We start from the raw sequence: 13,784 nt of genomic DNA on the forward strand, positions 1-13,784 counted from the left end.
GCTTCGAGGAAGGCAGCGACGACATGCGTCGGCGGCGTGTAGCGCCACTGGCCGGTTTTGTTGAGGTGCGCCCACTGGGCGTGGACATCGAGCGACAGCGAATGGCTCCTGCCTTTAGCGGCCTCCAGCTCGCTCTTGCGGGCGATGATGAAGCCAAAGCCCGGAACGCCCTCGATGCACTTGTTGGCGGACGAGACCATCGCCTCATAGCGGATTTCGTTGACGTCGAGCGCTACGGCGCCGAACGCGCTCATGGAATCGACCAGCAGCTTGCGACCCTTGGCATGGACGGCTTGCGCAATCTCGGCGACCGGGTTGAGGATGCCGGAGCTGGTCTCGCAATGGATGGCGATGACATGGGTGATATCCGGGTCGGCCGCGAGGGCCGCCGCCACCTCGTCGCCGCGCGGGGGCAGATAGTCGCCCTTGTCGATCAGCGTATAGGCGCGGCCGAGATACTGCATGGTCTGCGCGGCGCGCAGGCCGTAGGCGCCGTTGGCCAGCACAAGAACCTTGCCGTCCCTGGGCACGAACGAACCCAGCATCGCTTCGACGCAGAAGGAACCGCTGCCTTGCATCGGCACGCAGTCGAACTCATCGTTCCTGTCCCCGGTCAGCGCCAGCAGTCGGCGACGCATATCCGATGTCATGGCGCGGAAGTCGCCGTCCCACGATCCCCAGTCGCGCAACATCGCCTGCTTGACCGAATAGGCCGTGGTGAGCGGCCCCGGGGTCAGAAGATACGGCTCGCCCAGCGCCGGGCTGGCCAGCGGCTCCGCGGCAAATTTCGTCTCGGCGAGCATGTTGTCCTCCGCTCGATCTGCGTTCGATGTGGCCTTATTCTTGGCCTGAATGATCTATTTGTAAAATCGTTATTTTGTATTGATGTATCGATTCTAGTGATAATCCTAAGGACCGGCTCGCCAGCGGAAATCCTCAGGCCAGTGCAGGAGCCCTCACTTCCGCTGCCCCTCTCGCCAGCCGGCTTTCGAGCAGATCACCGCTCTGCGTCAGCAAGGGATAAGCGACCGAGGCCATCAGCGAATTGATTTCCTTCAGCGCCCGCACGGCCTCCAGGTGGATGTCGCTGGTGTCGATGCTCTGCGGCATTCCCGATTGCAGCCGCTTGAGGTGACGGTCGTGGCTCGTGCGTTCCAGTCTGCGCATCCGCTCCTTCTCGACCACGAGTTGCCGCGCCGAATCGAGATCGCTCGACACCAGCACATTGAGTGCAAGCTGCATGTTGGCCATAACACGGTTGTGAAGCCCGGCCAGTTCGCTCCAGCCGTCGCGTGAGAAGCGCAGGTTCTTGTCGCGCAATTCCTGGGTGAGCACGAGCAGGTTCTTGGCGACGATGTCGCCGGCGCGTTCGAGATTGATGGCGAAGTCGGTGAGCTCGATGCCGCGCTGCGCCTCGGCCGCGCTCATGCTTCCGCGATTGACTTCGGCAATGTAGAGCTTGATCTCGGTATGGGCGCGGTTGACCTCCTCATCGAGTTTTTGGGCCTGGCGTATCTGGTCGGCGGTGCCGGCGTCGAAGAAATCCATCACCGGGCGCAGCATCACCTCGACGACTTCGCCCATGCGCAGCAACTCGCGGGTCGCACTGGCTAGCGCAAGACCGGGTGTGCGCATGACGGAGCGGTCGAGCGCGCTGGTGCGGCGCGACATCAAGTCTCCACCCTCCTCGGCTTTTGCCACCGGCCTGTCTGCGATCAGCAAGGCGACCAGCCGCTCCATCATGCCGGTGAACGGCAAGCAGCAGATGACCAGCACCAGATTGAAGGCAAGGTGCAGGTTGACCAGCTGGCGGCCTTCGGTTGCGCCGAACAGATGCGCGGGGAAGGTCACGGCCTGAAGCGCGAACAAAGCCGCCAGCGCCGCCGTGCCGCGAAAGATCAGATTGCCGAGCGGGATCCGGCGCGCCTCGACGGCTTCGCCGCGCGTCAGCCAGACCGCGATCAGCGCGCCGCCGCAATTGGCGCCAAGAATGAAGAACAGACCGACTTCGGCCGGCAAGACGCCTTGCGCGGCAAGCGTGACGAACAGCAGTATCGCAGCGACGCTGGAGTGGATCAGCCATGTGAACAGGGCAGCTGCGGCAAAGGCGGTGAAATAGTCCGTGCGCAGATAGGAAATCACCAGTGGCAGCAACGTGCTCTGCCGCATCGGTGCGGTCGCCTCGCCGATCATATGCAGCGACAACAGGACGAAGGCGATCCCCATCAGGATTCGCCCGCTTTGCCTGATGCCAGCCACCTCGAACTTCAGGGCCATCGCACCGCCAACCAGGACCAGTGCCGGCACCAGCCAGCTGAGATCGAACGACAGCACCTGCACGACCAGGGCGGAACCGAGATCGGCGCCCAGCAGGATCGCCAGCCCTGATGACACCGAAACCATGCCGCTGGCCGCAAACCCGGCCGCCAGGATGGCGACGGCGGTCGAGCTCTGCAGCAGCACGGCAAGCAGGGTGCCGACGCCAGCCGACTTGATCCGCTCACCCCGGGCTTGCCTCAGGGCATCACGCAAAGCGGGGCCGCAGGCCTGCTCGACACCCGTGCGCACCATGTGCACGGCCCAGAGCAGCAACATGACCGCACCCGCCAGATGCAGCAGGATGATGGAAAATTGCATGGCGACGCCTCCGGTGCCAACGGCCGGCAGGGATGTCGACCCATGCTCAGGCTGAGGGTCGGCAAAACATAAGTCAAATCGTTCCTTTCGATCTTTTCCTAAGCGGCCCTTATGATAGGATGTCGGCGATTTCAGAAGTGTCGGAGGCACGGAAGATGCGCTACGTCCAGTTGCGAGCCTTTCACCAAGTGGCCATCTGCGGTGGCTTTTCACGCGCCGCCGAGGCGCTCTTCCTGACCCAGCCGGCGATCTCGGACCAGGTGCGCAAGCTCGAGGAAGAGTATGACGTGCTGCTGTTCAACCGGAACAAGAAGCAGGTCACGCTGACCCATTCGGGCCAGAAATTGCTCGAAATAACCCACCGCATGTTCGATACCGAGCAGCAGGCGCTCGAGCTCCTGACGGAGTCCCGCGCCCTGCGTTCCGGCACGCTGCGCATCGTCGCCGACGCCGCACATCATCTGCTTCACATTCTCGGCAGCTTCCGGGCCCGCTACCCCGGCGTGCAGGTTTCGGTGCGCGCCGGCAACACCGAGACGGTGATCAGCAGCCTCTACAGCTACGATGCCGACATCGGCGTGCTGGGCGAGGTGCCGACCGGGCGCGATTTCGAGGTGCTGAAACTCAACTCGACGCCGATCATCGCGTTTGCATCCGTCGACCACCCGCTGGCCGCGAAAAAGTCGCTCACACTCAAGCAACTCGCGCAGGAATCGCTGGTCATGCGCGAGCGCGGCTCGAAGACGCGTCAGAAACTCGAAGATCTCGCAGCCGCCTCGAAAATCGAATTGAGGCCGGCGATCGAAGCCGAGGGCCGCGAAGCCGTCCGCGAGATCGTCGCCTCGGGCGCCGGCATCGGCTTTGTCTCGGCGGCCGAATTCGGCCAGGATTCGCGGCTGGTGCCGATCACCATCGATGCTCCCGAGACCCTGATGGACGAAGCGCTGATCTGCCTGCGTGAACGCAGCGGCGGCAAACTGGTGCGGGCTTTCCTGGATATGGCAAGGTCCATGTCGGCGGATTAGGCGGCGGCGCGAACCTACACCACATCAGCCTTCACCCGCTCCGACTTCGGATCGTAGGGGCTGCGCAGATGTGCTGTCGCGGCATGGCGAACGCCGGCAAGGTCGATCTCGAAACGGCCACCACTCAGGAACGCAGCATCGACGCCCGCCTCGTTCTCGATCAGCCCGAGCGCCACCGAGCGGCCAAGCGTGTGGCCGTAAGCGGCCGAGCGGACTTCGCCGACCGGCTTGCCGTCGCGCAGGATCAGTTCGCCGCCCCACAGCATCGGCTCGGCATCATCGAGCGTGAACAGCACGACGCGTCTCGCGGGTGCTGCCGATGGCTTCGTCTCAACCAGCGCGTCGCGGCCGATGAAGCCACCTGGCTTGTCCATCGCCACGGCGAAGCCAAGCCCGGCCTGCCAGGGGCTGATATCTGGCGTCAGTTCACGACCCCAGGCGCGAAAACCCTTTTCGATGCGCAAGGCGTCGAGCGCGTAGTAACCGGCATCGATCAGGCCAAACTCGCTGCCAGCCTCATGCAGTGCCTTATAGACGCCGACGGCGAAGTCGGTCGGCACGATCAGTTCCCAGCCCAGTTCGCCGACATAGGTCATGCGGTTGGCATAGGCGGTGGCATAGCCGATATCGATCTCGCGGATGGTGGCGAAGGGAAAGCCGGCGTTGGAGAGATCGGCCGAGGAGAGTTTGCCCAGCAGATCGCGTGACCGCGGCCCCATCAACGCCAGTACCGCGTAGGACGAGGTGACGTCGGTCAAGATTGCATGCGCGTCGGACGGAATGTTTTTGACGATCCAGTCGGCATCGTGGACCGCCTGTGCGGACCCGGTGACGATGAGGAATTTCTCCGCGCCAAGCCGCATCACGGTGAGATCGCTTTCGTAGCCGCCACGTGCATTGAGCACGCCCGTGTAAACAGACGTGCCGACCGGTACGTCGACATTTCCGGCGCAGATCCAGTTGAGCACGGCGCAGGCATCGCGGCCTTGCACGAGGAGCTTGGCGAAGGAGGTCTGGTCGAAGACGGCGACGGCTTCGCGTGTCGCCTTCATTTCGCGGCGAACCGCCTCGTGCCAGTTCTGGCGGCCGAAGGCATAGTCGTTTTCAGCTTTTTCTCCCGGTGCCGCGAACCAGTTGGCGCGCTCCCAGCCCATCTTGGAGCCGAAGCAGGCGCCCTTGACGGCGAGCCGGTCGTAGAGCGGCGACCGGCGGAACGGCCGTGCGGTATCCAGTTCGCGGTTCGGCCACGGCATGGCGTAGTGCAGGCCGAGCGTTTCCTTGACACGGTCATGCAGCCAGCGCGGATTGTTGTTGAAGGGGGCGAAACGCCTGATATCGACCGGCCATAGATCCATGGTCGGCGCGGCGTTGACGATCCATTCGGCCAGCGCCCTGCCCGCACCGCCGGCGCTGGCGATGCCCATCGAATTGAAGCCGGCGCCGACATAGAAATTCTTCAGCTCCGGCGCCTCGCCAAGGAGAAAATTATTGTCCGGCGTGAAGCTCTCGGGACCGTTGTAGAATTTCTTGACCTCGGCCTCAGCCAATTGCGGCACGCGGACAAGCGCGTTTTCCATCAGGATCTCGAACTGATCCCAATCGTCCGGCAAAAGCGCGAACTCGAAATTTTCCGGAATGCCGTTCATACCCCATGGCTTGGCGTGCGGCTCGAAGCCGCCCATGACCAGGCCGCCAACCTCTTCCTTGAAATAGATGAAGCCGTCGGGGTCGCGCATGACCGGCAGATCCGGATGCACGCCCTCGATCCTGCCGGTGACGATGTACATGTGCTCGGCGGAATGCAGCGGCACCGAGACGCCGCACATCAGCCCAACCTTGCGCGCCCACTGGCCGGCGCAGTTGACGACGATTTCGGCGGCGATGTCGCCACGGTCCGTCTCGACGCCGCAGGCGACGCCGTTTTTCACCGTAATGCCGGTGACCTTGACCCGCTCGAATATTTTCGCGCCGCCATTGCGCGCGCCCTTGGCCAGAGATTGCGTGAGGTCGGTCGGATTGGCCTTGCCATCTCCGGGCAGCCAGACGGCGCCGACCAGATCGTCGGTCGCCATCACCGGCCAGAGATCAGCCGCCTCCTTGGGCGAGATGACGTCGATCTCCACCCCCTGCGCACGCGCCGAAGCGGCCGTGCGCTTTAGCACCGTCATGCGCTCGGCCGTGCGCGCCACCGACAGCGAACCGCAATTCTTCCAGCCGGTGGCAAGGCCGGTCTCGGCTTCCAACTCGCTGTAGAGCTGCGTGGAATATTTGATCAGGCTGGTCATGTTGGCATGACTGCGCAGCTGCCCGACAAGGCCGGCGGCGTGCCAGGTGGTGCCGCCGCTGAGCTGGCCTTGCTCGAGCAGAACGATATCAGTCCAGCCGAGCTTCGTCAGATGGTATGCGACGGAGCAGCCGATGATACCGCCGCCGATGATGACGACACGCGCCTGGGTGGGGAATTCGTTTGCCATGGGAGATCCTGCCGTTTTGACACGCGCAGGATCATAACAGGCAGATTCCAAATATCAACACAAAATGTCACAAAATATCACATCAAGGTGCAACCATCAGCTCAAGTCCCTTGCGCGCAAGCGCTTCAGCGATGTCAGCCTGAGGCTTCGCGTCGACGATTACGCCGGCGGCGCGTTGAAAGTTCGGGACCCGGAGCGGCGTCAGCTTTGCGAACTTGCTGCTGTCGAGAACGAAGTAGGTTTTGGCGGCAAGCGCGATCATGCGGCTGCGCTGTTCGGCGCCGGCGCGGGTGAAATCGGTGACCTCGCCGTCGGGCGACAGCGCGCCACCACCGAGGAAGGCGATGTCGACGCGAAAGCGCGACATGGCTTCCAGCATGTCGATGCCGGAGGCCGCTTCTTCGCCGGGATCGACTTCGCCACCCAGCATATGCACACGCATGCCTGAGACGTGGCACAGCAGAAGCGCGATCTTCAGGCTCGCCGTGCAGATGGTGAGATCGCGCAGTTCGGTCATGGCTTGTGCGACGGCCAATGTGGTGGTGCCGGAATCGAGGAACACCACCATGCCGTCCTTCACGAGACCGGCGGCCAACCTGCCGATCGCGGCCTTGCCTCCGGCATTTTCATGGCTGCGCAAGCTCATTGCGGGTTCGCTCGGCTCGAAGCGGGCGGCGCCGCCATGGACGATGCCGAGCTGCCCCTTGTCCGATAGCAGCTTCAGGTCGCGGCGGATGGTTTCGCGTGAGACATCGAAGAACCCGGCCAGTTCGGCGACACTGACAGACCCCTGGGCGCCCAGCCGCCGAAGGATCTCTTCGTGGCGACGTGGAGCAAGGGCGCGCGCCGGCAGGCTGCTGTCGGGGGACATGATGATCCTCGAATCGAGTATCGATGTTGCAATATGTGGCAGTGATCGTGCGCAGAGGCAACCGGGGCCCGAGCCACACCGTCAGGGTTTTCGCGACAGGCCATCTTCCCTGATCGCGCTGACCAGCGTCTCGCTTCCCTCGCGAAGATGCTGCCGCAGAATGCTTATGGCCCTGTCGCCGTCGCGCCGCCGGCAGGCGGCCAGCAGGTCGCGATGCTCCGTCTGCGAGCGGCTGCGATAGTCCAGGTTCGACAGCAGGATGCGGACGTAGCGATCGGCGGCATTGTGGTGCGCCTCGATCAGGCCAAGCAATCGATGGTTGCCGCAGGCGTCGTAGAGAGCCAGATGAAAGGCACGGTTCAGCGCGCCCCATCGGCCGACATTGCGCTCCGCGTCGATCTGGTCGAGTACCTGTTCCGCCTCGTCGAGCTTCGCGCCGGCGAGATTGGGAAGCGAAAGCCGCAACGCCTCGCATTCGAGCAATTCGCGCATCGCATAGATTTCACTGATCTCGGCGCTGTCCATCCGGGCGACCTGCGCGCCTTTTGTCGGATGGATGGAAACGATACCTTCGGCTTCCAATTGGCGAAGGGCGTCACGGATTGGCATGCGGCTAAAGCCAAACTGCTCGGCCAATTCATCCTGGCGCAGCGGAGTGCCCGCCTTGATGGTTCCACTGGCAATCGCTTCGCGCAGGACATTGGCGACCTGTTCGGCCACGGTTCGCGGCCCCTGCATCACGCTTTCTGCAAATCCTCGCAATCGCTGGCCCCTTCCCGTGACTGCAGTCTAAAGGAACCTTCTTCGCATGGATATACGTATGCCCGTATACACTCGGCATCATTTGCCAGAGTTGCCCGATCGAACGTGACCGCTGACCTGCAAGCCGTCCTCGGCACGCAGGTACATGAAACCAGGAATGGACAGCAGCGGGATGACCGCGGTCAGCAGGAACACCTGGTGGAAGTGTTCCGCTGTCACGATGTGGGTTTCTCCTGCGACAAGGCCCAGCACCATGGCGGCGATCGAAACGCCCAGGGAAACGCTGAGCTGCTGCAGGACGCCGCCGAGACTGGTGGCGCGGCTGAGCTTGTCGGCCGGCAGATCGGCATAGGACAGCGTGTTGGAGGTCATGAACTGCGCCGACCGGATGACCCCGAAGACAAAGACGTAAAGGCCGATCATCCAGTGCGGCGTATTGGCTTCGATCAAGGCGAAGCCCCCGACAGCGGCGGAACCGACCACCGCACTGCCGATCAGCACGATATTGAAGCCGAAGCGCCGCAACAGCGGCGACAGCAGCGGCCGAATGAGCAAGGCGCCGAAGGAGCCGACGAATGTCAGCGAGCCCGAGGTGACCGGGCTCATGCCAAAGCCGACCTGCAGCATCAGCGGCAACAGGAAAGGCACGCCGTTGAGGCCAACGCGGCACAGGCCGCCAGCCAGCGTACCGACCCAGAACGAACGAAATCGAAACAGCGTCAGATCGACCGCCGGTGCAACGACGCGGCGCGCATAGCGCCCGAAGGCGAGCAGTAGCAGGATCGCGGCGGCCAACACCAACGCTGTCGCCGAAACAGAGATGATCGGCCTACCGATGCTTTCCAGCCCGAACTGCAGCAGCGCGACTCCGCATCCCACCATCAGGAACCCGGCGAAGTCGAAGCGCTGCACCGCTTCCTCGCGGAAATCGTCGACGAAGCGCAACGCCGCCAGAATGCCGAGACAACCGAATGGCACGTTGACATAGAATATCCAGCGCCATGACGCGTAAGTGGTCAACAGGCCGCCGAGCAGCGGCCCGATCACCGGCCCCATGATGGCGGGCAAGGTCGTGTAGGTCATGGCGGTGATAAGCCGGCTGCGCGGAAAGCTGCGCAGCAGGATCAGCCGCCCGACCGGCGTCATCATCGCGCCGCCCAGCCCCTGCAGGGCGCGCATCGCCAGCAGCATGCCGAAACTGTTGGCCATGCCGCACAGCGCCGAGCCGAGGGTGAAGGTGAAAAGCGCCAGCGCGAACACTTTTCGTGCGCCGAACCTGTCGGCGAACCAGCCGCTGACGGGAATGAATACGGCCAGTGTCAGGATGTAGGTGGTGATCGCCAGGTTCAGCCTGACGGGCGTCGTGTCGAGGCTGCGCGCGATGGCGGGGATCGCGGTGGTGATGATGGTGGAATCGAGCTGCTCCATCAGAAAGGCGATGGCGACGATGATTGGGATAATCAGTCTCAGCCTCGGGTCGCGCTCGGTGGCAAATTGAGGCTGTTCCAATTCTATTGCCAATTCCGTCATGAAGGCGGCTGCTCTACCCCAGTTGGCGCATCCGCGTTCAAAGGCAAGATCGCCTTCCGTGCGGCAAGCCAGCCGAGGCCCGATCACACGGCCTGTCTTATGGTCCGACAAATAGCCAAGCGGTAGTCATTTCTGGTTGTGTGGAGGTCAACAAATCTTGACCATGAGCGCCGCCGGCGAATTAAGCGTCGCGGCAGGCCGTCACCTCGCATTCGACCTTGCTCGATCTCCCTGGGAAACTACCGCCACCCGCGCTTGCGGCTTGACGGCGCAACGAAGTTGAGTCACTGGTCGACTAGTATACAAGTGGTGAGACCATGCTTGAAGTTCTCGTTCGCGCGCCGCGGTCGCTGGAAGTCCGGCAGGGCACCATGCCAGAGCCCGGCGCCGGCGAAGTCGTCGTCCACGTCAGCCGTGCCGGCATCTGCGGCTCCGACATTCACATCCTGCACGGCTCCAATCCGTTCGCCGTCTACCCGCGCATCATCGGCCATGAATTCGCCGGCACGGTAACCGCGCTCGGACGCAATGTGACCGGCATAGCGGTGGGAGACCGCGTGGTGATCGATCCCGTGGTGTCGTGCGGCCACTGCTATCCCTGCCGGGTCGGCCGCTCCAATGTCTGCGCCAACCTCGAAGTGATGGGCGTTCACCGCGACGGCGGTTTTCGCGCCTTCGTCGCGGCGCCTGCGGCAAATGCCATACCGGTTCCAGGAGATATGCCGTTTGGGCTGGCGGCACTGGCCGAGCCGTTTTCCATCGCCGCCAATGTGCTTGATCGTACCGGTTGCGGACCCGACGATACGGTGCTGATCTATGGCGCCGGCACGGTCGGCGTCACTGTCCTGCAGGTCGCCAAGCTCAAGGGCGCACGCTGCATTGTGGCCGATATCGACGAAGCCCGCCTCGAGCGAGCGCTTCGCTTCGGTGCCGACAGGGTGATCCACTCCGCCCGCGATCCCGTGCCGGCCGCTGTCCGCGGCGAAAATGACGGTCTTGGCCCCACTCTGGTCATCGACGGCGCCGGCATTCCCGCACTTCTTGACGAGGCTTGCCGGCTGGCCAGCCCGGCGGGCCGCATCGGCCTGCTCGGTTTTTCCGATGCCCCATCCAATCTCAGCCAGCAGGAAGTGGTGCGCAAGGAACTGACCATCGTCGGCTCGCGCCTGAACCGCCGGCTGTTGCCGCGCGTCGTCGAATGGCTGGCCGACAAGCGGCTCGACCCGCAAGGCATGATCACGCAGGTCTTCGCGGCGACGGAAGCGCGCGCCGCCTTCGACCTTATCGAGAAGGAACCGCAGCGAACGCTGAAGGTCCAGTTGGACTTCTCATGAGCCGGAATTAGCCTTCGACCAGCGCGATGGCGCGCAGCGGCGATCCGCTGCCGCCTTCGATCGCCAGCGGCAAGCTGATCAGGAAGCACAGCGGCGGCAATTCGCCAAGCCGGGCGAAATTCTCGCCGATCAGGATGCCGGCTGAAAGCAGCGTATTGTGCGCCGGGAAATCCTCGCTGCCGAAACAATCGACCGACAGGCAGTCCGAGCCGACGATGCGCGCACCGCGCTCGACCAACAATTCGCTTGCTTGCCGCGACAGGCCGGGCCAGTCAGCGAGAAACGCAGCCGGATCGTCCCAGAGCCGGTCCCAGCCGAAATGGAAGAACACGGCGTCGCCCTGCCGTACGCGGCCCTGTTCGGCCTCGAAAGCGAAGATAGCATCCGGCTCGACGGCCTGCCGGGGCGCGCAGTCCCGCGCGTCGATCGTCACCATACGGCCGAAGAAGCGCTCGACCGGAATGTCCGAGATTGCAACGCCGCCGCGGACGAAATGGACCGGCGCGTCGAAATGCGTGCCGGTGTGCTCGCTCATGGCCAACGCGTGATTGCAGGCGACGTCGCCGCGATCGTAGGATTCCACCATCTCCTGGCAGTAGTGAGGATGCGTCGGCCACACCGGCATGCCCGGCTTCATGGGATGCGTCAGGTCGACGAAGCAGACCGCCTTGGTCTCGAACAGGTCGGCGAGGGTGTCGGTGGCGGATGTCATCTGACGCGCGGCCTCGGCACGAGAGCGACGATCAGGATGATCAGCGCGCCGGTCAGGAGGAAGCGCACACCTGCCTGGATGCCAAAGGTGTTGAGCATGGTGGACATCAGGTTGAAGAACAATGCAGCCCCCCATATGCCGACCGCGTTGGCCTGCCCGCCGGCGACGCTGGTGCCGCCCAGCACAACGACGGCGATCGATTCCATCAGATAAGCGTCGCCCATGTTGAGCGCGGCACCGCCGCTGAAGCCGGCAAGCAGGAAGCCGGCAAGTGCCGCGGCCGTGCCGCACAGCATATAGGCCGTCAGCCGCACCCGGGCGACGTTGATGCCGGCAAGCCGCGCCGCCGGCTCGCTCTGACCGGTGGCCAGCAATTGCCGGCCCCAGACCGTGCGTCTGAGAACAACCATGGCGACCAGCGTCAGCACCATCACCACAATCGGCATGATCTGCACGCCGCCAAGGCTCAACGCGGTGAAGCGGGAAAGGCCGGCCGGTGGCTTGAGCGTCGCCTGGCCACCGAGATTGAAGGCAAGCGACTGGAAGACGAAGCTCCAGGCGAGCGTGGCGATGATCGGCGGCAGCCTGAGCGCGACGATGGCAAGGAAGTTCGCGGCCCCGGCAATGGCGCCGACGGCAAATGCTGCAAGCAGGCCAGGCAACAGCATGCCGTCGGACCCTTGCATGACCATCATCGATACATAGGCGGCCAGCGTCAGCACGGATGGCACGGACAGGTCGATATTGCCCGGCCCGGAGGCGACGACGAACATCTGCCCGGTTCCCACCACGACGCTGAAAGCGCCGAACGCGAGCGCGCCCGAGAGCGTGGCGCCGGCGCTGCCTATACCGGAATAGGCTGATGTCCCCACCCACATTGCGAGCGCCACGATGAAGCCGTAGGTCCACGGGGCGAGGCTCAATCTTCGGGTCATCGCGCCCGCTCCGACAAAAGCACGCGCCCGGCCAGAACGAGAAACAGGATGACACCCTGGGCACCGATCTGCCACGTCGGCGGCACCTGCAGGAAGGACAAAAGCGAGCCCGCGAGCGACAGCGTCAGCGCACCGATCACCGTGCCGACCGGCGATACGACGCCGCCGGTGAAGGCGCCGCCGCCGAGGATCACCGCGCCGACGCCGAGCAGCGTATAGGCCGGCGCGACATTGGCGTCGCCCGATGTGGTGAGGCCGGTCAGCGTCAGTCCGGCCAGACAGGCGAGCAGGCCGGCGGCGGCATAGACAGCGACGCGGATGCCGATAACGGACCAGCCGGCGCGCTCGACGGCGCGCGGATTGCTGCCGGCGCCGCGCAACACCACGCCATAGGAGGAGCGCGAGATGACGAGATGGCCGGCGAGCGCCGCCAGTGCCGCCAGCCAGATCGACAGCGGCATCAAAGGCGGCTGCCAACTCATGAAGGAAGCCAGCCATGCCGGCGCCGAGCCACCCGGTGCCGGCAGCAGGATGACAGCGATGCCGAGCCAGATGAAGGACATGCCCAGCGTCACGATGATCGACGGCAGTTGCCGCGAATGGATAAGCAGGCCGAAGCCGGCATAGGCGGCGATCAGGAGCAGGTAGCAAAGCGCCGCGATTGCCGGCGCATCCCCGAGATAGAGAGCGGTGACGCAGGTGATCAGCCCGACAAAGGCGCCATTGGACAGGTCGATGTCGCCCAGCATGATCACCATCATCTGCGCCAGCGCAGCAAAGACCAGCGGCACCGAGAGCTTGAACAGAAGGTGGAAGCCGAAATAGCTCATCGCTGCCGGGCGAATGCTGAAGATGATGGCGAGCATGACCAGCAGTGCGATCGCCGGCAGGCCGACCTGCAAGGCGTTAAGCAAGGCCAGGCGCGCATTGGAAGAGGAACGGGCGGGAACACGGGTAGCCGCGTCAGACATGCTCGCCTCCGAACGACGCCTGCAGGATACGGCCGGTCTCGATGGCCTCGCCTTCCAGTCTGGTGGCGGCGCGTCCCTCGCGGAAGACATAGATGCGCTCGCAATTGGTCAGCTCTTCGAGCTCGGTCGTGTACCAGACGAAGGAGCGTCCGTTCTCGGCCTCGGCGCGGATCAGCCAGTAGACCTCCTGCTTGGTGCCGACATCGACGCCGCGCATCGGGTCGTCGAGGAAGATCACCTCGGCATCCGACGCCAGCGCGCGGGCGAACAACACCTTCTGCTGGTTGCCGCCGGACAGCGACAGGATCGGCGTGTCGATCGAAGGCGCCTTGACCTTGAGCCGCTCCGACCAGGTCTCGGCCAGCTTGCGGGCGGCGGCGCCTGAAATCATGCCGCCCCGCGTCAGCGCATTCAGACTGCGGATGGTCAGATTGTCGGCGATAGACCACAGCGAGAACACGCCCTCCGAGCCGCGGTCGCCGGCGACATAGGCACCCGGCCAGGCCTCGCGTTGCCGGCGCGCGGCATAAAAC

12 protein-coding genes are annotated in these 13,784 nt (G+C 64.0%); 2 read left to right on the forward strand and 10 right to left on the reverse strand.

The window, feature by feature from the left end; all coding sequences use genetic code 11:
• Together EN943_RS27215 and EN943_RS27220 are read right to left on the reverse strand one after the other, a co-directional pair.
• The coding region (locus EN943_RS27215; RefSeq protein ID WP_127415354.1) for a 2-aminoethylphosphonate--pyruvate transaminase at positions 1–803 on the reverse strand (803 nt) is incomplete at its 3' end.
• 133 nt (positions 804–936) lie between these two features.
• Positions 937–2,637 carry a Na/Pi cotransporter family protein gene (locus EN943_RS27220; protein WP_127415355.1) on the reverse strand — a complete coding sequence of 567 codons (1,701 nt, stop codon included), beginning with the start codon at positions 2,635–2,637 and terminating at the stop codon, positions 937–939.
• 155 nt (positions 2,638–2,792) lie between these two features.
• On the opposite strand from EN943_RS27220, the gene EN943_RS27225 reads away from it, so the two are divergent.
• Positions 2,793–3,662 carry a LysR substrate-binding domain-containing protein gene (locus EN943_RS27225; protein WP_013533042.1) on the forward strand — a complete coding sequence of 290 codons (870 nt, stop codon included), beginning with the start codon at positions 2,793–2,795 and terminating at the stop codon, positions 3,660–3,662.
• A 14-nt stretch (positions 3,663–3,676) separates the two neighbouring features.
• On the opposite strand, the gene EN943_RS27230 is transcribed toward EN943_RS27225, so the two are convergent.
• The 4 genes from EN943_RS27230 to EN943_RS27245 all read right to left on the reverse strand — a co-directional run bounded on the left by EN943_RS27230 (position 3,677) and on the right by EN943_RS27245 (position 9,278).
• The gene (locus EN943_RS27230) at positions 3,677–6,136 is read right to left on the reverse strand and encodes an FAD-dependent oxidoreductase (protein WP_127415356.1); all 2,460 of its coding nucleotides are present in this window, start codon (positions 6,134–6,136) and stop codon (positions 3,677–3,679) included.
• A gap of 82 nt (positions 6,137–6,218) precedes the next feature.
• A complete protein-coding gene (locus EN943_RS27235; protein ID WP_127415357.1) occupies positions 6,219–7,007 on the reverse strand; it encodes a DeoR/GlpR family DNA-binding transcription regulator in 789 nt (262 codons plus the stop codon).
• Between the two features lie 81 nt (positions 7,008–7,088).
• Entirely contained in the window at positions 7,089–7,745 is a 657-nt protein-coding gene (locus EN943_RS27240; RefSeq protein WP_127415358.1) for a GntR family transcriptional regulator, read from the reverse strand.
• Between the two features lie 102 nt (positions 7,746–7,847).
• Positions 7,848–9,278 carry a DHA2 family efflux MFS transporter permease subunit gene (locus EN943_RS27245; protein ID WP_245475996.1) on the reverse strand — a complete coding sequence of 477 codons (1,431 nt, stop codon included), beginning with the start codon at positions 9,276–9,278 and terminating at the stop codon, positions 7,848–7,850.
• 338 nt (positions 9,279–9,616) lie between these two features.
• On the opposite strand from EN943_RS27245, the gene EN943_RS27250 reads away from it, so the two are divergent.
• Entirely contained in the window at positions 9,617–10,633 is a 1,017-nt protein-coding gene (locus tag EN943_RS27250) for a Zn-dependent oxidoreductase (RefSeq protein ID WP_127415360.1), read from the forward strand.
• A gap of 7 nt (positions 10,634–10,640) precedes the next feature.
• Here the strand turns inward: EN943_RS27250 and EN943_RS27255 are convergent, their stop codons facing one another.
• The 4 genes from EN943_RS27255 to EN943_RS27270 all read right to left on the reverse strand — a co-directional run.
• Positions 10,641–11,345 carry a cyclase family protein gene (locus EN943_RS27255; protein ID WP_164778397.1) on the reverse strand — a complete coding sequence of 235 codons (705 nt, stop codon included), beginning with the start codon at positions 11,343–11,345 and terminating at the stop codon, positions 10,641–10,643.
• Positions 11,342–12,280 carry an ABC transporter permease gene (locus EN943_RS27260; protein ID WP_127415362.1) on the reverse strand — a complete coding sequence of 313 codons (939 nt, stop codon included), beginning with the start codon at positions 12,278–12,280 and terminating at the stop codon, positions 11,342–11,344. Before EN943_RS27260 ends, EN943_RS27255 begins: the two co-directional genes overlap by 4 nt.
• The gene (locus tag EN943_RS27265) at positions 12,277–13,146 is read right to left on the reverse strand and encodes an ABC transporter permease (RefSeq protein ID WP_245475998.1); all 870 of its coding nucleotides are present in this window, start codon (positions 13,144–13,146) and stop codon (positions 12,277–12,279) included. Before EN943_RS27265 ends, EN943_RS27260 begins: the two co-directional genes overlap by 4 nt.
• A gap of 97 nt (positions 13,147–13,243) precedes the next feature.
• On the reverse strand, positions 13,244–13,784 hold a 541-nt coding region (locus tag EN943_RS27270), incomplete at its 5' end, for an ATP-binding cassette domain-containing protein (RefSeq protein ID WP_164778398.1).

This window comes from Mesorhizobium sp. M7A.F.Ca.US.006.01.1.1 (assembly GCF_003997935.1).
Classification (GTDB): domain Bacteria; phylum Pseudomonadota; class Alphaproteobacteria; order Rhizobiales; family Rhizobiaceae; genus Mesorhizobium.